20 protein-coding genes are annotated in these 20,431 nt (G+C 52.6%); all 20 read left to right on the forward strand.

Annotated elements, in window-relative coordinates:
* The first annotated feature begins 58 nt into the window (after window positions 1-58).
* The 20 genes from BQ2674_RS01100 to BQ2674_RS08775 all read left to right on the forward strand — a co-directional run bounded on the left by BQ2674_RS01100 (window position 59) and on the right by BQ2674_RS08775 (window position 20,430).
* The gene (locus BQ2674_RS01100; protein ID WP_075572038.1) at window positions 59-1,300 is read left to right on the forward strand and encodes a DUF3084 domain-containing protein; all 1,242 of its coding nucleotides are present in this window, start codon (window positions 59-61) and stop codon (window positions 1,298-1,300) included.
* A 12-nt stretch (window positions 1,301-1,312) separates the two neighbouring features.
* Complete coding sequence (locus BQ2674_RS01105) at window positions 1,313-1,726, forward strand: RuvC family protein (protein WP_075572039.1); 414 nt, start codon at window positions 1,313-1,315, stop codon at window positions 1,724-1,726.
* Complete coding sequence (locus BQ2674_RS01110) at window positions 1,726-2,574, forward strand: YitT family protein (RefSeq protein WP_143696387.1); 849 nt, start codon at window positions 1,726-1,728, stop codon at window positions 2,572-2,574. The genes BQ2674_RS01105 and BQ2674_RS01110 overlap by 1 nt, the downstream gene beginning before the upstream one ends.
* Before the next feature lie 114 nt (window positions 2,575-2,688).
* Complete coding sequence (locus BQ2674_RS01115) at window positions 2,689-2,919, forward strand: YdbC family protein (protein ID WP_075572040.1); 231 nt, start codon at window positions 2,689-2,691, stop codon at window positions 2,917-2,919.
* A gap of 150 nt (window positions 2,920-3,069) precedes the next feature.
* Window positions 3,070-3,612, forward strand: a complete 543-nt coding sequence (gene fapR / locus BQ2674_RS01120) for a transcription factor FapR (protein ID WP_075572041.1) — start codon at window positions 3,070-3,072, stop codon at window positions 3,610-3,612.
* Between the two features lie 13 nt (window positions 3,613-3,625).
* Window positions 3,626-4,657 (forward strand): phosphate acyltransferase PlsX, encoded by a 1,032-nt coding sequence (plsX, locus tag BQ2674_RS01125; protein WP_075572042.1) that lies wholly within the window; start codon window positions 3,626-3,628, stop codon window positions 4,655-4,657.
* Window positions 4,641-5,636 (forward strand): beta-ketoacyl-ACP synthase III, encoded by a 996-nt coding sequence (locus tag BQ2674_RS01130; RefSeq protein WP_075572043.1) that lies wholly within the window; start codon window positions 4,641-4,643, stop codon window positions 5,634-5,636. The genes plsX and BQ2674_RS01130 overlap by 17 nt, the downstream gene beginning before the upstream one ends.
* Before the next feature lie 16 nt (window positions 5,637-5,652).
* Window positions 5,653-6,594 (forward strand): ACP S-malonyltransferase, encoded by a 942-nt coding sequence (gene fabD, locus BQ2674_RS01135; protein ID WP_075572044.1) that lies wholly within the window; start codon window positions 5,653-5,655, stop codon window positions 6,592-6,594.
* A gap of 1 nt (window position 6,595) precedes the next feature.
* A complete protein-coding gene (gene fabG, locus BQ2674_RS01140; protein WP_075572045.1) occupies window positions 6,596-7,339 on the forward strand; it encodes a 3-oxoacyl-[acyl-carrier-protein] reductase in 744 nt (247 codons plus the stop codon).
* 59 nt (window positions 7,340-7,398) lie between these two features.
* Window positions 7,399-7,644: an acyl carrier protein gene (locus tag BQ2674_RS01145; RefSeq protein ID WP_075572046.1), complete on the forward strand. Its 246-nt coding sequence runs from the start codon at window positions 7,399-7,401 to the stop codon at window positions 7,642-7,644.
* Window positions 7,645-7,718: 74 nt separating this feature from the next.
* Window positions 7,719-8,675 (forward strand): NAD(P)H-dependent flavin oxidoreductase, encoded by a 957-nt coding sequence (locus BQ2674_RS01150; protein WP_187364796.1) that lies wholly within the window; start codon window positions 7,719-7,721, stop codon window positions 8,673-8,675.
* Between the two features lie 32 nt (window positions 8,676-8,707).
* Window positions 8,708-9,964 (forward strand): beta-ketoacyl-ACP synthase II, encoded by a 1,257-nt coding sequence (fabF, locus tag BQ2674_RS01155; protein ID WP_075572048.1) that lies wholly within the window; start codon window positions 8,708-8,710, stop codon window positions 9,962-9,964.
* 15 nt (window positions 9,965-9,979) lie between these two features.
* Window positions 9,980-10,696, forward strand: coding sequence for a ribonuclease III (gene rnc / locus BQ2674_RS01160; RefSeq protein WP_075572049.1), 717 nt, complete (start codon window positions 9,980-9,982; stop codon window positions 10,694-10,696).
* Window positions 10,697-10,754: 58 nt separating this feature from the next.
* On the forward strand, window positions 10,755-11,834 hold the full coding sequence (locus BQ2674_RS01165; RefSeq protein ID WP_075572050.1) for an elongator complex protein 3: 1,080 nt from the start codon (window positions 10,755-10,757) through the stop codon (window positions 11,832-11,834).
* 28 nt (window positions 11,835-11,862) lie between these two features.
* The gene (locus BQ2674_RS01170; protein ID WP_075572051.1) at window positions 11,863-12,975 is read left to right on the forward strand and encodes a 4-hydroxybutyrate dehydrogenase; all 1,113 of its coding nucleotides are present in this window, start codon (window positions 11,863-11,865) and stop codon (window positions 12,973-12,975) included.
* A gap of 248 nt (window positions 12,976-13,223) precedes the next feature.
* Window positions 13,224-13,463: a hypothetical protein gene (locus BQ2674_RS01175; RefSeq protein ID WP_075572052.1), complete on the forward strand. Its 240-nt coding sequence runs from the start codon at window positions 13,224-13,226 to the stop codon at window positions 13,461-13,463.
* Window positions 13,464-13,631: 168 nt separating this feature from the next.
* Window positions 13,632-15,311: a malolactic enzyme gene (locus BQ2674_RS01180; RefSeq protein ID WP_075572053.1), complete on the forward strand. Its 1,680-nt coding sequence runs from the start codon at window positions 13,632-13,634 to the stop codon at window positions 15,309-15,311.
* Window positions 15,312-15,639: 328 nt separating this feature from the next.
* A complete protein-coding gene (locus tag BQ2674_RS08765) occupies window positions 15,640-17,028 on the forward strand; it encodes a TonB-dependent receptor plug domain-containing protein (RefSeq protein ID WP_235828781.1) in 1,389 nt (462 codons plus the stop codon).
* Between the two features lie 27 nt (window positions 17,029-17,055).
* On the forward strand, window positions 17,056-19,095 hold the full coding sequence (locus tag BQ2674_RS08770; protein ID WP_235828782.1) for a TonB-dependent receptor plug domain-containing protein: 2,040 nt from the start codon (window positions 17,056-17,058) through the stop codon (window positions 19,093-19,095).
* 51 nt (window positions 19,096-19,146) lie between these two features.
* The gene (locus BQ2674_RS08775; RefSeq protein ID WP_235828783.1) at window positions 19,147-20,430 is read left to right on the forward strand and encodes a putative porin; all 1,284 of its coding nucleotides are present in this window, start codon (window positions 19,147-19,149) and stop codon (window positions 20,428-20,430) included.
* The last annotated feature ends 1 nt before the right edge of the window (window position 20,431 follow it).

The following is a 20,431-nucleotide window of genomic DNA, read 5'->3' on the forward strand; positions in this document are numbered from 1 at the left end:
TAATATTACATATTACATGCCTCGCAGGTCGGATGGCGGGCGGAAAGGAGGGATACGTATGGAATCGGGTTGGTTTATGCTCGTCGTTCTCGCCGTAATGGGCGGGATCATTGCCTATTTGGGCGACAAGATCGGCTCCAAAGTGGGGAAGCGCAAAATTAAGATCTTAGGCCTGCGGCCTAAATACACGTCCATTCTCGTCACGATAATGACGGGCATCAGCATTGCCGCTGTCACCTTGGGCGTTATGTCGGTTCTCTCGGAAAACGCACGTGTCGCTCTTTTCGGTATGGCCCAGCTGCGCCGGCAACAGGCGGAGCTTGAAACACAGCGCGATAAGCTCCTGCAGGAAGCGGACCGCCTGGCCGGGGAAATGCAGGAAAAGAATAATCTTCTCACCGAAAACGGGAAGCTCCTCGCCTCGCAGGAAGAACAGCTTGACGATGCCAACGAGCAGCTGCACCTGACTATGCTCGACTTGGATCAGGTTCAGGCGGCGCGTGACGATGCGGCCAGCCAGCTCGATATTGTCCAAGCCGCCTATGACGAAGCAAATGCCAACCTTGCAACCGCTCAAGGGGAAATAGAAGAACTGGAACAGACGAAGTCGCGCCTTACGAAGACTGTCGCCGCCTTGGACGAACGAAATCGGCTCCTGAATAAAACGATGACCACCGTGCGGGAGGGAACCGTTCTTTTCCGTGTCGGCGAGGTCCTCTCCAGTGCCGTTCTCAACTCCGGTGAGAGCGAAGACGAAACGCGTACCCGGTTGAGCAGTATTATGGCGCGTATTAACACGATGATTCGCCTGCGCCTCGGCATTGAAGATGAAAAGGCGATTCTTCTTTATATCACTCCCGATGAATTTGATGCCACCGTGCAGCAGCTCAGTCAAGCACCGAAGGGAAATAAGCTTGTCCGCGTCACGGCGGCAGGCAACATCATAGTCGGTGAACCGGCATTGGTACACGTTCTCATCTACGATAACAACCTCATTTATCGCAGAGGGCAGGAAGTATACTCCGAACACTTTACGAGTGATCAGGTAGCGGCCGGTGCGGAACTGCAGCTTCTGCATTTTCTCCACAACGTCAACCGCAATGCTCAAGCCGGCGGCATTCTGCCGGATCCCTTGAGCGGCAATGTGGGTTCTCTTACGGCGGTGGAAATGTTTGAATCCATATCGAAGCTCAAGTCGTACAGTTCGACGGGCGTGACGCTGCGCGCCTTTGCAACGGAAAATGTCTATACGGCAGGCCCTCTTAAAATCGACGTACGCGTTGAACCGGATCGGCGCTGAGGGGAGACAATCATGATTCTTGCCGTTGACCCGGGGTCGGTCAAAACGGGGATTGCCGTCTTGACCGAGAACGGGGATTTAGCGGAAAAGCATATTATTTCGACGGAAGACCTCTTGTCATATGTCCAAACTTACTATGATAAGGGGCTCTTCCGACTTATTGTCATGGGCGACGGTACGAATCATCACCGCCTGGGCAAGATTCTTACGGACTGGATTGCCGAAGGTCACGGCGACGTGACCTTCACGCTTGTGAACGAAAAATTCACGACTGTCGAAGGGCGCGCCCTCTACTGGCGACACACGCCGAGAAGAGGCTGGCGTCGTTTTATTCCGGCGGCATGGCAATACCCGCCCGAACCGGTGGATGATTTTGTCGCCTGGATTATAGGCCTGCGTTATTTACGGAAAAAGGAGAAAACTTGATGTCATCGGTGTCCATGTATTTATTACGGGCCGTCGGCTTGGCTTTCGGTTCCCTCATATACACGTTGGGCCTTGATGTCTTCCTCACGCCGAACAGCGTCATTGACGGCGGCGTCGTCGGTATATCCCTTATGGCGGCCCACATAACGGGCATCAGCTTCAGCGTATTTATTGTCCTGTTGAATCTGCCTTTTCTTGTTATGGGCTATAAAAAAATCGGCATTCATTTTACAGTGGCATCGCTCTATTCCATCCTATGGCTCTCCATTTGGAGCAAACTCATCCACTTGGAACCCGTTACGAAGGATCCCTTTCTGTCGACCATCTTCGGCGGCATTATTATCGGTATCGGTGTCGGCCTCATTATCCGCTGGGGCGGATCCCTTGACGGTACGGAAATGCTCGCCATCATTTGGGACCGGAAACTGCCCTTCTCCGTGGGCGAGATTATTATGTTCTTCAATCTCTTTATTCTCGGCGTGTCCGGTTTCGTCTTTAACTGGAACAGCGCCATGTATTCTCTCATTGCGTATTTTATTGCTTACAAGGTTATCGACATCGTCTCCAACGGTCTCGACGAAATGAAAGGAATCCTCATTGTCACCTCAAAGGATGAAGAAGTATCGCGTTGCATTACACAGGACCTGCACCGCGGCGTCACTATGCTGCACGGCGAAGGCGCCTATGCGCGGCAGCATACATGGGTTCTTTACTGCGTCGTTTCCCGTCTGGAAATTATGCAGCTCCGCGATGCCGTTACGGCAATCGATCCCAATGCGTTTATCTCGATTTTTGATATTCAGGAAGCGCACGGCGGACTTTTCAAAAAAAGAAAGATGAGCCATTGAATAAGAGGCGATACATTGACATTAATACGAGATTTGGTATTATTATGTATAGTTATTTTGGCGTAAAAGAATTTTATTTATCGGCACAACGGCCGCTTAAAGGGGAGATACAATATGGTACAGCTCAATTTTAACATTGAAGACATTTGCGGCACCTTATCGGAAAATAAAGACGGCTGGCGTAAGGAATTGACCTATATCAGCTGGAACAACAGAGCCGCAAAATTTGATTTGCGTTCATGGGACCCCGATTATCAGGCCATGACCAAGGGGATTACAATGACTAAAGACGAGCTGATTAAACTCAAAGACATCCTCAACAACATGGATTTCGACAAGTACTAAGGCGCATAAAAGATACGCACACATGCATCGCCCGTATATTGCAGTAATAATGGGCGATGCATACTTTTTTCTTGCAAAAGAAGAGAAAACAATATATAATTTTTTCGTAGTAGGTACTATTAATACTTGGTCATAAACTATGGTGGCAATATGAAAAAAGTCAGTCGGGATGAGCGGCATAAGCTGCTGAAAAAGCGAATAGAAGAAAATCCTTTTATTAACGATGAAGAATTGGCGGAAGCCTTTTCCGTCAGCATCGCCACGATTCGTCTCGATCGATTGGCTCTGGCCATACCGGAACTGCGCATTCGCATTAAACAGCGCGCCGTTGCGGCAGGGTCGGGCACCAAGTCTGTCGGCGTTGTAGGTGAGCTCATTGAGCGTATTCCCGGCGAAAGCGGTATTTCCGTCATGACGGCGATGGCCGACATGGTTGACGACGCTCATATTGTAAAGTCTCAGTACTTATACGCTCAAGCGAGTTCTTTGGCAAAATCCGTCTTGGATATTCCCGTTTGTATTATGACCGTAGGCAATGTAAAATATAAGCAGCCCGTTACGGTCGGTGACAAGCTGGTCGCCCAGGCCGAAGTCATCCGGAAACGGGAGGGCAAACGCTATGTATGGGTGAAAATCCGTAAGAACGCGAAAGAAGTATTTCGGGCTAAATTTATTATTGAATCTTTGGAATAAGAGGCGGTAACGCATGAAAATAGCTGTAGACGCTATGGGCGGAGATTATGCGCCGGAAGAAATCGTTTTAGGCGCCATTGAAGCCGTGCAGTCGGATAAATACGATGTAGTTCTCGTAGGGCAGGAAGATAAAATACGGGCCGTCATGAAGCGGCACGGTGTAAGCGAGTCAAAGCGTCTCTCCATAGTCCATGCAGGCGAAGTGATTGAAATGGATGAGCATCCCGCTCAGGTCATTCGCAAGAAGAAAGATGCCTCCATTGTGGTTGCTACGAATCTTGTAAAAGAAGGCGAATGCGATGCCGTTGTTGCCGCAGGCAGCACGGGTGCGGCAGTTACGGCCGCTCTTTTGGGTCTCGGCCGCATCAAGGGCATTGAGCGTCCCTGTATTGCTACGCCCCTGCCTACGAAAAAGGGGGTCAGCGTTCTTCTCGATTCGGGAGCCAACTCGGACAGTAAGCCGAAACACCTCGTTCAGGCCGCCATTATGGGTTCGCACTATGCAAAGTATATTTTCGGTATCACGACGCCGAAGATCGGCCTTCTCAACATCGGTGCCGAAGCGACGAAAGGGAATGAACTTTCCCAGGCGGCGTACGGACTGCTTGAGCAGACGAAGACTATTTCCTTCTACGGTAATGTTGAAGGGCGTGACATTCCCGACGGCATCGTCGATGTCGTTGTCTGTGACGGCTTTGTAGGCAATGTTATTCTTAAATTTGGCGAGGGCATAGCGTTATTTATTATGCAGCTCGTGAAGGATTCTATACGCACCGGCGGTATTTTGGCTAAAATCGGCGCTATGGCGGTTATGCCGGCTTTCAAGAAATTGAAAAGGCGCTTTGATTTTACGGAATACGGAGGAGCGCCGCTGCTCGGTATTGACGGCAGTTTCATTATCTGTCACGGCAGTTCCAAGGCGAAGACTATTCGCCATGCCGTGCGTGTAGCCGGTGAACTGGCGGAACAGGATGTGGTCGGCCACATTCGCGTCAGCATTGAAGAAGAAGAGGAAAAGGAAAAGCGTGATGAATCTGAAAGCTAAGGCGGCAGGCATTTTAGGTACGGGCCATGCCGTACCTGACAAGATAGTAACGAATGACGACATGGCGAAAATCGTCGATACGTCGGATGAGTGGATCAGTACTCGAACGGGCATAAAAGAACGCCGCTTCGCTCCGGAAGGGGTAAATACATCCGATCTTTGTACGGAAGCGGCGCGGCAGGCGCTGGAGCAGTCCGGCACAAAGCCGGAAGATCTTGATTTAATCATCGTCTGCACGCTTACGCCGGATATGACGATTCCGTCGACGGCGTGTATCGTCCAGGCCAATCTGGGTGCCGTCAACGCGGCCGTCTTCGACTTGTATGCCGCCTGCTCGGGTTTTGCGTACGGCGTCATTACGGGTACGCAGTATATCGAATCGGGCATGTATAACCGGATCCTTGTCATCGGTGCGGAAATCCTCAGCCGTTTTATGGACTTCAAAGACCGTAATACGTGCGTTCTTTTCGGAGATGGCGCAGGAGCTGCCGTTCTCGGTCCCGTTCCGGAAGGCTACGGCATCTTGGGGATGGATATGGGTGCTGACGGCAACGGCGGCAAATTCCTCAATATCCCTGCCAGCGGCACTGCGATTCTGCCGACAGATGATGCTCGTAAAAAAGGATTGACGTATATTCACATGGACGGGAAGGAAGTATATAAGTTTGCCGTCAGGGTCATGGGCAAAACGGCGGAAAAAGCCTTGGAAAAATCCGGCTTGACCAAAGCGGATATCGATTTACTCGTGCCGCACCAGGCCAATATACGCATTATTCAGTCTGCAGCCAAGCGGCTCAGCTTACCGATGGAAAAAGTCTTTGTCAACATTGATAAATATGCCAACACGTCGGGCGCGTCCATCCCTATTGCGCTTGATGAAGCGCACCGGGAAGGCCGCATCAAACGCGGCGACGTCGTCGTCCTCGCCGGATTCGGCGCGGGCCTGACCTGGGCCGGCATGGTCATGAAGTGGTATTAAAGAGAGAGGTGGAGGCGTGAAAAAAGCATTTGTATTTCCCGGACAGGGCGCACAGAAAGTAGGCATGATTAAAGACCTGTACGACACGTACGCCGTCGTGCGGCAAGTTTTTGAAGAAGCGGACGACTCGTTGGGCTTTTCTCTGACGAAGCTGTGCTTCGAAGGTCCCGATGAGGAACTGATGAAAACCTATAATACACAGCCCGCCATCCTGACGGCCAGCACGGCATGCTGTAGAATTCTTGCGGCGGAAGGCCTGCAGCCGGACATCGTTGCCGGCCACAGTTTGGGTGAATACTCGGCTCTCGTAGCGGCAGGAGCGCTCTCCTTCGCCGACGCGGTTCGCACGGTTCGTAAGCGCGGCCAATGCATGCAGGAAGCCGTTCCTCTCGGTGAAGGCGCCATGGCGGCTATCCTCGGCCTGGATGAAGAAAAGATTAAAGACATATGCGCCGCCGTTTCGGCCCGCAGCGGTGTCGTCGAAGCGGTCAACTTCAACTGCCCCGGCCAAATCGTCATTGCCGGCAGCACGAAGGCCGTCGAACAGGCCGTAGAAGACATGAAGGGGGCCGGTGCGAAACGGGCCGTCATGCTTCATGTAAGTGCCCCCTTCCACAGCAGCCTCATGAAACCGGCTGCCGAACGATTGGCGGAAGTGTTGGACACGATTACGATTAATGATGCGGTTGTGCCCGTCGTGGCCAACGTGGACGGGCAAATTGAAACGTCCGCCGCAGCTGTCAAAACGGCCCTTGTCAAACAGGCCGCCAGCCCCGTCTTGTGGGTGGACTGCACGAAGCAAATCATCGCCTTCGGCGCAACGAACTTCGTCGAAGTCGGTCCGGGCAAAACGCTGAGCGGCTTTAACCGGAAGATAGATAAAGCTGTTCATAGTGAAAATGTGGAAGATATTCCGTCTTTACAAAAAACACTCGAATATCTTCAAGGAGGCAACTGATATGTTGTTACAGGATAAAACGGCTGTCGTCACGGGCGGATCCCGCGGTATCGGCCGCGCCGTTGCCGTCGCCTTGGCGGCAGAAGGTGCGAAAGTTGCCGTCATTTATGCCGGAAATACGGCGGCGGCGGGAGAAACGGTCGGTATCATTGAAAAAGCCGGCGGCACGGCTGCGGCCATGCAGTGCGACGTGGCTGATGAGGGGGCCGTTACGGCCATGATTGCGGCGGTACAGGAGAAATTCGGCACTGTAGACATCCTCGTAAACAATGCGGGCATTACGCGCGACGGTCTTCTCATGCGTATGAAGACCGCCGATTGGCAGTCCGTCATCGATACGAACCTGACAGGTATGTACTATTGTACTAAGGGTGTGACGAAAATCATGATGAAGCGGCGTTGCGGCGTTATCATCAATATGACGTCCGTCGTCGGTCAGACCGGAAATGCCGGTCAGGCGAATTATGCCGCTGCGAAAGCAGGCGTTATCGGCTTTACCAAGTCCGTCGCCAAAGAACTGGCCTCCCGCGGCATTCGGGCCAATGCGGTGGCGCCCGGCTGTATTGATACGGACATGACGGCGGTCCTCAGTGATGAGGTCAAAAAAGAAATGATCAAGGCTATTCCTCTCGGCCGGACTGCGGCGCCGGAAGAAGTTGCCCAGGCAGTTGTCTTTCTCGCTTCCGACAAGGCCGGATACATTACGGGCCAGGTCCTCAATGTTGACGGCGGCATGGTAATGTAATACTATAAATTGGGTTATGCTGTTATGATTCATACTACATCGAAAGGGGGTGAAGCAAGATGAGCGAACAAGCGACTTTTGAGAAAGTTAAAAGTATCGTTGTAGAACAGCTCGGCGTTGACGAAAAAGAAGTTAAGCTGGAAGCTGCTTACATCGATGATTTAGGCGCTGATTCCTTGGACATCGTTGAATTGATCATGGCTTTCGAGGAAGAATTTAATATTGAAATCCCTGACGATGTTGCAGAAAAAATCAAAACCGTCCAAGATACGGTTGATTATATCGAAAAGGAAAAGAAAGCGTAAGCAAGCAATAAGACCCGTTTCGGGGAAGGGCACGGGCTCGTCCCCGTTCGGGATCTTGACTGGAGGAAAGTAAAGTGAAGCTGCCTGAATTGAAGATCGGTAAGCTTACTGCAAAGGCGCCTATTGTGCAGGGCGGCATGGCAATTCGTTTGTCTACGGCAAGATTGGCATCTGCCGTTGCCAATGAGGGCGGTATAGGATTGATTGCGGCATCCGGTATGCCCTTTGAAGAATTACGATCGGAAATAAAACTGGCGAGAAAATTATCGCCCACCGGAATAATAGGAATTAACGTGATGGTTGCAGCCCGCGAATTTAAAGGCCTTGTGACCACCGCTATTAATGAAGAAATCGATCTGATTGTTGCAGGAGCGGGCTTTTCCCGAGATATGTTCGCATGGGGAAAAGAATCGGGTACTCCTATTGTGCCCATCGTCTCTTCTGCAAAATTAGCTAAAATAGCCAAATCTCTCGGTGCCGCGGCAATCGTCGTGGAAGGTGCCGAAGCGGGCGGCCATTTGGGAACAAACCGCTCAAGTCGTGAAATCGTGCCGGAAGTGCGGGCTGCCGTGGACCTGCCGGTCATCGGCGCCGGCGGTGTCCTGCACGGTGAAGATATTGCCGACATGCTGCGTCTCGGCGCGAACGGCGTGCAAATGGGCAGTCGTTTTGCCGCCAGCGTGGAAGCGAACGGATCGGACGAATTGAAGAAGGTCTATCTTCGCGCCAACAAGCCTGAAGATTTCGTCGTCGTGCATAGCCCGGTAGGCTTGCCGGGACAGGCTATCCGTACGCCGTTCGCGGAAAAAATTCTCCTGGAAAAAGCGCCGCGTCCGGATGTGTGTGACACGTGTCTTAAAAAATGCAGTCACAAGTACTGTATTATTCGTGCCTTGACACGCGCTCAGCAGGGAGATGTTGAAACGGGGCTGGTCTTTTCGGGACGACGGATGCAGGAAATACACGATATTTTATCGGTGAAAGAAATTTTTGCTTATCTTAAACGCGAGATGGAAGCCATTCCCGAATAAGGTACTGATTTTTGAATGATGAGGTGAACATTTTGGAAAAACGTGTAGTAGTTACCGGGTTGGGGGTTATTTCGCCTGTCGGTAACGGTAAAGACGCTTTTTGGGAGGCACTGTTGGCAGGTAAAAGCGGTATCGGCCCGATTACCCGTTTTGATGCGTCCGAGTATACGGCACGCATTGCCGGCGAAGTCAAGGATTTTAATGTTTCCGATTACAGTATTGACCGCAAAGAAGCGCGGCACATGGATCCGTCCACACAATATGCCGTAGCGGCGACGAAACTGGCTTTGGACGATTCTGGCATGGATCTGGAGAAGGAAGACCGCGACCGTATCGGCACGATTATCGGTACGGGTATCGGCGGCATGGAAACACTCCACAACTTATACAAAGGCCTCTTCGACAAGGGCCCGGCCCGTGTCAATCCCTTCGTCGTTCCCAAGATGATTGCCAACATGGCGTCCGGTCAGGTTTCCATTACCTTCGGCCTGCAAGGGCACTGTGCCAGTGTCGTCACGGCCTGTGCGACCGGAACGAACTCGATTGGCGACGCTTTCCGCATGATTCAGCGCGGTGAGCTCGATGCCGCCGTTGCAGGCGGGACGGAGGCCGCCGTTTCTCCCGGTGCCGTAGCGGGCTTTGCCGCTATGAAAGCCTTGAGCACGCGTAACGACGACCCGGAGCACGCATCCCGTCCTTTCGATAAAGACCGCGACGGTTTTGTCATGGGTGAAGGTGCCGGTGTCGTCGTTCTCGAAGAATTGGAACACGCCCGTAAACGGGGTGCTCACATTTATTGCGAACTTGCCGGTTACGGCAGCAACGCCGATGCCTATCATATTACGGCGCCTGCGCCTGAAGGATTGCAGCAGTCTAAGTGCATGCAGCTTGCCGTCGACGATGCGCATATCGACACGCGCGAAGTGGACTACGTCAATGCTCACGGTACATCGACACACCTTAACGATTTGAATGAATCGGTCGCCATCTCCCGCGTATTCGGCGAGCACGCGAAAGATATGCTTATCAGTTCGACCAAGTCCATGACGGGCCATCTCCTCGGTGCAGGCGGTGCCGTTGAAGCTATTGCCTGCGCCCTGACCGTTTACACGGGTAAGGTGCACCCGACGATCAACCTCGTCGAGGTGGATGACGAATTGAAAAAATACGGTTTGAACTACGTGCCCAATACGGCCGTAGAAGCAGATGTAAAGGTGGCCATTTCCAATTCCTTCGGATTCGGCGGCCACAATGCGACATTGTTATTTAAAAAATATACAGAGGCGTAAGTGAAGTGTTTATAAATGAATAAGGCAAGAAAAGAGCAGCTTGAACGGTTTACAGAACTATTACATTTACATCCTTTTTCGGACTGGAGACTGCTCGATCAGGCATTGACCCATTCGTCGTATACGAATGAAGATAAGACTCATCACAGTCTGCACAATGAACGGTTAGAGTTCTTAGGTGATGCCGTGTTGGACATGGTCGTCGGCGAATACTTGTACCGCCGCTATCCCGACATGCCCGAAGGAAAGTTGACCAGGGCCCGTGCCAGTGTCGTCAGCGAAGAACCGCTGGCTTGTGCGTGCGCGGCTTTTCACATGGGTGACTATTTGCTTCTCGGCAGAGGTGAAGTGCGTACGGGCGGCCGGACGCGTAACAGCATTATGGCCGACGCTTTTGAAGCCGTCGTCGGAGCGATTTATATGGACGCTTCATACAGTGCGGCGCGCGAATTTATCCTGACTCAATTGGACAAGTACTTGCAGCTTGTCGATAAGGGTGTGTACGGTAAAGATTATAAAACCTATTTCCAGGAATTATTGCAGCGGGACGGCACGCAGGATATTCATTATCATCTCTGTCATGAAGAAGGGCCGGATCATAACAAGACCTTTTTCATGGAAGTTGTCGTCAACGGCGTAACCATGGGAACGGGGTCGGGCAAGACGAAAAAATCCGCCGAGCAGCATGCCGCTTATGCGGCACTGGAAAAAATGGACGCCTTGTCGTTCTGATAACAGGAAAAGTAAAAGGCTGATGCGACAGCATCGGCCTTTTTTCACAGGAGTCTCTATGAAAAAATCGGTCATTCCCGTATTTATTCCGCACTTAGGGTGTCCGTATCGGTGCGTCTTTTGTGACCAGCATAAGATTACGGGGCGGCAGTCCGTACCGACCGGGGCTGATGTGGCCGCCAAGATTGAAGCTTATATACGCGGCGTAAAGCGCCATTGGGAAGTCGCCTTTTACGGCGGCAGCTTTACGGCTGTTGACGTGCGCCTGCAGGAGGAACTGCTTGCGCCCGCCTATGCGGCCTTGGCGTCCGGAACGATTGGAGGCCTGCGCTGCTCGACGCGTCCCGACTGCATTACGCCCGAAATCTTGCGGCGGCTGCAGTGCTACGGCCTGACAACGGTAGAGCTCGGTGTCCAGTCCATGGATGATACTGTCCTCGCCGCAGCTAAACGGGGCCACACGGCGGCGGACGTCGAGACGGCGACGGCTCTCTTACGGGATTTCGGCTTCACTGTCGGACATCAGCTCATGCCCGGCCTGCCCGGTGAAGACTGGGCGAGCCTTGCCGAGACGACGGCCCGTGTCTGCAGACTGAAGCCCGACATGGTGCGCATATACCCGGTCGTCGTAATTGCCGGTACGGAACTTGCCGACCTTTACGGCAGCGGTGATTACACGCCCCTTTCGGTGGATGAAGGAGTACGCCGCGCCGCCTATATGAAGGAACACTTCCTGCAGCAGGGTATTGGCTGCATTCGTACGGGCCTGCAGGCGACGGAAGAGCTGGACGGGACCGTTGCGGTTATAGGCGGTGCCTACGCGCCGGCCATGGGAGATATGGTTGATTCCCTGCGCTACGGCAGACAGATTCGGTTCTTGCTGGAAGCGTTGGAGAGGCCTTGCCGTGTGATGATTTCTTACAATCGACGCGATACGTCGCGGACACGGGGCTACAAGAATGAGAATGTGCGGCTCGTGGCGGACATGGGTATATCAGCGGCGTGGCAAGAAATAAATGAAGTGCCGTTGCATACGATTCTTGTCGAGACGGCTGCCGGGAAATGGTATTTGCGGCCTGATACGGGGGAACGGCCTCTCGTTGCTCACTGCTTGCACTGTGGTATAATGGGGCCGTAAGCCGGTGTTTTATGAAGGGGGAGTTTGTATGCAGGAGATTTTGTTGCGTGTGCGGGTTTCGCAGTATGCGTCGTGTCGTCAGTTGGTGGATGCCTTGGAACTTGGAGCCGACGATTTACTGCTCACGAACCGCTATATTTACGACTCGTATTTTGCCGGATTCGAGATGCCGTGCCAAGTTGTTTTTCAAGAGAAATATGGTGCCGGTGAGCCGTCCGATGATATGGCCGAGGCGATTTATGCGGATATAAAAGGGGAACCGAAGCGGATTGTTGCTGTCGGCGGCGGTACGATTATTGATTTGGCCAAATTTTTTACGTTAAAGCAGGTCAGCCCGATTCTCGATTTATATGACGGCAAGGTTCTGCCCGAAAAAGGACGGGAGCTCGTGATTGTGCCGACGACGTGCGGTACGGGCAGCGAGGTGACGAATGTCGCTGTCCTTGCACTCAACAGCCGGCACACGAAGAAAGGCCTCGCCGTAGATGCGTTTTATGCGGACGAGGCGATACTCGTGCCGGAACTGCTGAAAACTTTGCCGTGGCACAGTTTCGCCGCCAGTTCCATTGATGCACTCGTTCATGCCGTCGAGTCGGCCCTTTCACCGAAAGCGTCGGAAACGACGAAGCTTTTCGGTTATAAGGCCATGGAAAAGATTCTCGGCGGCTACATGCAGATTAGGGAACACGGGCAGGAGGCGCGGTTTCCCTTGCATGGCGACTTCCTCCTGGCCTCCACGTATGCGGGCATCGCCTTCGGCAATGCCGGATGCGCTGCCGTCCACGCCCTGTCCTATCCTTTGGGCACCGCATATCACGTGGCCCACGGAGAATCGAATTATGCCATGTTTACAGGCGTTATGAATGCTTATATGGAGCGGAAACGGGATGGGGAAATCGCCGTCCTCAACGCGTTTCTGGCAGATATGTTGGGTACGGAAACGCATAGGGTCTATGAAGAATTGGAGAATCTTCTCAACGTCATCTTACCGAAAAAAGCGCTTCACGAATACGGTGTAACGAAAGGAGACTTGAAGGATTTTGCACATTCCGTTGCGATTAACCAAAAACGGCTGACCGACAATAATTTCGTCCCTCTCACGGAGGCGGATTATTACGAAATCTATAAGAAGCTGTATTAAAAGCGTATAAAAGCGGCATCTCCCGACAGGAGCGGTGCCGCTTTTATTGTTGCCGAAATCGTCTGCCGAACTGATGAAATGGCGGTAAATACAGCGGTATTGACTGTGTTCCGCCGACCATATTTTACAAATAGTTTCCGTGATTCCTACAGTATAGTTTTAATATGCGTCGGGTACTTGAAAAGGAAGACGAGTTTTCATATAATCCGAGTATCAACAAAAAAGTTGATGAAAGGAGTGTGACTGATATGTTATGCTTGTCCAAAAAGATGAAAATGATGATGGTAGCGGCTTCGTTTATGACATTTACCGGAGGTACGGCTATGGTTTATGCCGCTCCGCCGCCGCCGAATGACCGGCCGGCACATCATGAAGCACCGCCGCCCAAGCCTAAGAAACACCGTCACGAGTCGTCCGGTCATGGAAATGAAGCGGCCGCCTTTGTCATCGGCGCAGTGGTAGGTGCGGTCGTTGCCGATAATACGTAAATCCGTATCGGCAAAGCACAGGAGAACGAAAGCAAGAATAATAATTACATAGATTGGCCTAGAAGCAGCCCCGTTACCGAATCGATAACAGAGCTGCTTTTCTAGTTTTTTTCTCAATGCCTGCAGTGTGGTACAATATAGGCACTGCTCTCGGCAGGAGGTGTTTATATGTTACATAAGCAATCAGAGGAGGAGAATACAATGAAAACAGGATACGATATCTTAAATGATCCCTTTTTAAATAAAGGCACGGCCTTTACACAAGCCGAGCGGAAGAATCTCGGCCTCGTCGGTCTCCTGCCGCCGCACGTGCAGACCATAGAAGAGCAGGCACGGCAGGTATATGAGCGCTATTCCGGTAAGCCGACGGGATTGGAAAAAAGACGGTTTCTCATGCAAATATTCGATACCAACAGGACCCTGTTTTACTATGTTTGCAGCAATCATATTGCGGAAATCATGCCTATTATCTACGATCCGGTCATTGCGGAAAACATCGAGCAGTACAGCGAACTCTTCGTGAATCCGCAGAATGCGGTCTATCTGTCTATCGACGCTCGGGATAATGTGGAAGAAGCATTGAAGAACGGTGCCGCCGGCCGGGATATTCGCCTCATCGTCGTTTCCGACGCCGAAGAAATCCTCGGTATCGGCGACTGGGGCACGAACGGTGTCGATATATCCGTCGGCAAGCTCATGGTCTATACGGCTGCTGCCGGTATAGATCCGCAGTCGGTACTACCCGTTGTCCTCGACTGCGGCACAAACCGCAAGGAGCTGTTGGCAGACCCTCTTTACTTGGGCAATCGCCACGAACGCGTCGGCGGTGACGCATACTACGCCTTTATCGACAAGTTCGTGCAAACGGCGGAAACTCTTTTTCCGAAGCTCTACCTTCACTTTGAAGACTTCGGCCGCAACAATGCGGCAAATATACTGAACAAATACAATACGATCTATCCCGTCTTTAATGACGATATTCAGGGGACGGGTATCATTACACTTGCCGGCATCCTGGGCGGTCTGCGCATTTCCGGCGAGAAACTGACCGATCAGATCTACATGTGTTTCGGCGCCGGCACGGCAGGCGCAGGGATTGCCAAGCGGATTTACATGGAAATGACGGGGCAGGGCCTTACACCGGAAGAAGCGAAAAAACACTTTTACCTGGTCGATAAACAAGGACTCCTCTTTGAAGATACGCCGGGCCTTACACCGGAGCAGGCATTTTTTGTGCGTAAGCGAAGCGAGTTCGACCGTGCCGATAAACTGACTGACTTGGAAGCTGCCGTGAGGGCTGTAAAACCGACGATTCTCGTCGGGACGTCCACCGTTCCGGGCGCCTTCACGGAGGCAATTGTCCGCTGCATGGCGTCGTACGCGAAGCGGCCCTTTATTTTCCCTCTCAGTAATCCGACGAAGCTGGCCGAGGCGAAGGCGGCCGATCTTATTGAGTGGACGGACGGCCGCGGCCTCATTGCGACGGGGATACCCGCCGCCCCCGTGACTTATAAGGGCGTGACGTACGAAATCGGGCAGGCCAACAACGCCTTGGTCTATCCGGGCCTCGGCCTCGGCGTCATGGCGGCGGAAGCGAAACTTTTGACGACCGAAATGATCTCCGCCGCCGCCCATTCCTTGGGCGGCATTGTCGATACGAAGCAGCCCGGAGCGGCGGTCCTGCCGCCGGTGACAAAATTGGCCGAATTCTCCCATACTGTCGCCGTCGCCGTAGTGAAATGCGCCGTCGAGACCGGCATGGCCGGCAAGAACGTCACAGATGCCGATGCCGTCGTAAACGACTTGAAGTGGTACCCTGCGTATGAACAGAATAGTATAGAAGAATAGAAAATCGCAAAAAACCGGAGCTTCCAAAGCCCCGGCTTTTTATGCGTCTATAAGAGATAAATGTATTTTTTAAACACATAGAAAAGTATCTTTTATGCAAAAAACGCATTGAATTTCTCATAATTTTTGTCCGATTGGATTATTTTCGGTCCGAATGGAGTGGAAAGGACAATAGGTCTCAGATATTATAAAAATAATGATATTTATACTCAATATAATATATAAATAGCGTATGTTCGGAATGGAATAAGTATATCAAAGACATGAGGGAGGCGAACGAAAGTATGAAGTATCACGCCAACAGGAAGACGAAGTATCTTCTCCTGCAGTGTGCCGTCCTGACCTGGCTGGCCCTGCCCGTCTGTGCGGCGGACAGTCCTGTAGGGGGGACACCCACGTTACGACAGGGGACATAGTCGTAGCGGCCGATGCGGCTAAGGAAGCGGCAAAGTATGAGTCCCAGAGCACGACGATCATCACCAAGGAGGACATTGCCGCCAAGCAGGCCAAATCCGTCGAAGACATCATTTTCAACGAAGTCGGCGTGACCCGGACGGTCGACGCCATGGGGCGCGTAGGCGTATCCGTTCGCGGTGCGGAGCCGCGGCACACGCTGATTCTCGTCGACGGTCAGCCCGTCATGGGTGATTTTGCCAAATATTACGGTGCTGCCGACGAATTACAGCGGCTGGGGACGGAAAATGTGGAGCGCATCGAGATCATCCGTGGTGCGGCGTCCGCCAAATACGGAGCCGACGCCATCGGCGGCGTTATCAACGTCGTGACCCGGCAGCCGTCGAAGCGGGCGGGGTTGCAGGTCAATGCCGAAGGGCGGCGGGAAAAAGGAAACGGCGATCTTTTCCCGTATTCCAATTTCTTCCTGCGGGCCGATTCGGGGCAAATGGGAAAATTCCGTATCAGCGCCTACGGCACCAAACGGGATATCATGCCTATTTACGCGTCGGAAAAAATGACTCATTCCGCCTCCTCCGAGATCTTTTACGGCGGTACGGCGGCGACTATCAAAAATTCGCTCCGGTATTACGGTGATACGTCCGACATCGGTCTGTCCGCAAGCTACAATGTAGACGATCACAACACGATAAATCTCAGGGCGAACCGCTATACGGAAGACCTGGAGCGCTATGTCAAGCATACGGATTCTGTATTTGAACCGCTGCAGTACTTCAAACGGAAGCTGGACCGCAATACGTACAATGTGTCCTGGCAGGGGAACAACCGGGGCGGTACGGATTGGGATGTGGAATTCAACTATTCACGCATGAACGAGGATGACGTTGCCTTGAGCAGTGATTATGCGAAATCCGTTTATGAAGGAAAGAACACCTTGGAATACGTGGATGATATCGATCATCGCCAATATGATTTCAAGGCGACGGCCAACACGCAGGTCAATGACCGGCATCTGTTGACCTACGGTGTCGGCTATACCTATGAAAAAGGAAGCGGCAGCCGCCTGAAAAATGCGCCGCATACCTATATGCGCCACATCGATCCGTGGGATTACGACAAGAGTCTGCAGATCGACGAAAAGACGGGAAAACCCGGTTCCAACATACATTATTATAAATGGAAGCGCAATGCGGCCGGTCAACTCGAATGGGACTATAACTATGAAAAATACGGCAGCAGCACGAACACGCCGGAACTCACCGAGGAAGAATTTGATCTCATCAGGGATCCGAACACCAATTAACTTTCCTATACAAAACTGGGAGAGCACATGGAGTTGTTCCCCAAAGTGCAGGCCTTCGGCAATCGACTGATGGCAGAAGCCGAGAACCAGGGGAATCCGAATGTCGGTAATATGTTCAACGCCGTCGAAAATTACTATACCACGAAGACCGTCTATTTCAACGGCAAGACCTTTGAGCAGGGATATCGGGAGCGCACGAATCAACAAATCATCGGCGAGGCATCCATCCGCAAGGAGCATATATTCATCCAAGACACATGGCAGGTGAACAAGGATACGCTTTTCATGCCGATCGTGCGCCTTGATCACAGCAGTCTTTTCGGTTCTCATGTAACGGCCAATCTGGGCATGACGCGTAATGTGAAGGGCAACGTCCACCGCCGCTTGAAGGCCAATATCGGCACGGGCTATACGGAGCCGGGCATGGGTGAGCTTTACTATAACTGGGAGATGTACGGCGGCAATCCGGTCGGCTACGGGATTTTGGATATGAATACCAAGGCTTACGGCGGCCTGGCACGGCTGGGCTGGTATTGGGAGGGGAATCCCGATCTTAAGCCGGAGAAATCGGTCAACTTCGATATTTCCCTTGAAGGGGAAAACAAGAATACCTATGCCAAGGCCGGTCTTTTTTATAACCGCATCAACAATTATATGACGACCTATTTTACAGGAACCCTTATGGATTTTTCTCCTTATATCAACGAGTCTACTCCGGCAGGGCAGGACAAATGGATGTATGCGCCCGATATGATCTACAGCTTTAAGAATATCGGCCGTGCGGAGATAGGCGGCATAGAACTGGAAGCGGAGCAAAAGCTGGGCCGCCGCTGGAAGGCAAAGCTCGGGTATACGTACCTCCATGCAATCAACAAGAGCGATCCCGATATGCCGCGGCAGCTCCTCGACAAACCGCAGCATAAAATCGATATCGGCTTGACGTATACGGACGAGAAGAGCGGCTGGAGCGGCTCGATTTGGGGCAATTACTATATCCATATGCTGGACAGCAACAGCCTGGCAGGCAGCGGCAATTATATGTATTCCCGCATTGATCCCAATGATGCGGGGAAATCGATTATCGGCTACCGGTTTGCCGATAAGAAAAAACAGCGCTATGAAAAAAAGACCTTCAGCCTCTGGAATATTATGCTTCAAAAGAAATTCGATAAAGATTCCTTTGTCTATTTCGGTATCGACAATATCTTCAATCACTGCGATGACGACCGGGCTTTCGGCGGGCGCGTCTACCGCTTCGGCGTAAATATGAAATTCGGCTATCAGCCGCCGAAGGAAGGAGAACCGCAAAGCACCGTATCACCGTCAGCGGCAGGGACGGAAAAAACGACGGAGCCGCTCCGCAAAGACGGCAGCGGGCAGAAGCCTATGGCAGATACGGTGGCAAAGCAGGATGATTTCTTCATTACCAAACCCTTTGATACTGCTAAAAAACGGGGTGTCGAAGTGATCGGCGATTACCGGGCGCGCTGGAACAGTCACGGCGGTACGAACCGTCCGGCAGCGACGGCCTCGGCGACGACGGATATCAGTGATGCCGCAAAGAATATGTTGGATCGTTCCGAGCACGGGTTTGAACAGCGGCTGCGGCTGGGGATCAACGCCCGTATAGGCGACAACACGAATCTGACACTTATAGGCAGCGCCTCGGGTGCAGGCGGCGTGGATACGGCCCATGAAATTTCCTCTTCCAAGGGGCTGAATCATCAGCGGCTGGAACGGGTTGATATAACGCAGCATGTGAAGAAATGGGACTTTTCTATCGGCCGGCTTAAAGAGTTCATGGGCGTGACGGGGTACTGGTTCGGCAAGGAATTCGACGGCGCCCGTGCCGTCTGGACGAGCGGCCGCAGTCAGGTGCGTATCGGCTACGGTGATTTCGGTCATAGCACGGGGATTGTTGATTCACCGTATACGCGGGCCACGCGTGAGCTTTTCTACCGTGCTCCGACCGTGGACGAGTTCCTCGGGCTGAAGAGCGACGCAGGGAACAATCCCGCGGGCGAAGAAATCGTGCCGAATGCGGGCAATATGGTCAATTTCTACTAGCAGCTGAAGAATGCCGCGACGGTAGAGGAACAGTACGCCATCATCCGTCGGATGCTCAGTCTCGCCAAGGCTTCCTACGGAGAGAAGTTTATCTATGATATGTTCACTCAAACACCGGGCGGACGGGAAAGTTACGACGCCTATTCTCCCAGCATTCCCGGCGTATCAAGTCTTTCGTATTCGTATAAAGATGCGCACGGCACGGTGCACCACCGTACCATCGGCAATGTTCCGTCGGAGCAGATGGAGGGGCTTCTGACGAAAGAGGAAAAAACGTCATGGAACGATGCCACACCGCTTGAGTGTGACGGCACGGCCTATCGGAACACGTGGTGGAACAAGAACGGCGGCACATTGGCCGACAGACTTGCGCGCCTCGCACAGTCAAAACTCGGTGCGGGCGAAACGTTCCAAGGTTTTGACCAAGACCTCAAGACAGAGTTTATGAAGCAAAATGATACACGTACACAAAGACCCCAGATAGCGACAGACGGCGGCAATGGTGTCATTCCGCTTCCGCAAAGGGCAAAGGTTCCGTATCCCGTGGCACGATATTTTGAGAAAATCGCCAATGCGTTGCGCTTGGAAACGGAGGACGGCAGCCGTTTGCCGCGTAAGGGATTGGAAGCCGTATTGGGCAAGATCGTGCCTGTAAACGGCACTGTTTTGCGGCGCGATACGGTGCCGTCTATTGACCGGGCTTTCTTTATCCAGGCCAGACACGAGCTAACGCCGAACGTCGGCCTTGCCGTCTGGTATCTGCGCTCCGTCAATGACGATACGCATACCTATGCCGCCGCGCACGGGACGGGCAACGATATCGAGGAGTTCGATCATCTTGCCAATGTCATCGGCATCGGCGCGAAGTGGCGCTTCGGCCCGAATGCGTCCGTTTCCGTCGACTGGGGTCAGAACCGCACGGATCTCGGCCGCTATCTGAACGGCCACACGCGGTACAGCCACACGAACGGCATGTCCGACTTCACCATGCTGGGCCGCGCCCGCGGCGGTACGCCCCGGTTCTGGACGATCCGCTTCGATATCGGCCATGCCGATACGGATAGGCCCGGCAGCTGGAATGCCTTTGCGGACTATAAGTACTTCCAGCACGGTTCCTTCTTCGGCGGCAACGGCACGGAGGGCGTACCGGACAGATACATGGACGGCATCAAGTCCTTCACCGTCGGGGCAGGCTACGTGCCGGCGAAGGATTTCCTCATCAAGGCGTTCTACACCTTCGACGCCAAAGGCATCGGCAAGCGCGATACCCTCTACGGGCCGGAAAGCTTCAAGATCGGCGACTACACGCGCATCCAGGCGACGTATAAATTTTAAA

The organism is Megasphaera coli (assembly GCF_900095855.1).
GTDB lineage: Bacteria > Bacillota > Negativicutes > Veillonellales > Megasphaeraceae > Megasphaera > Megasphaera massiliensis_A.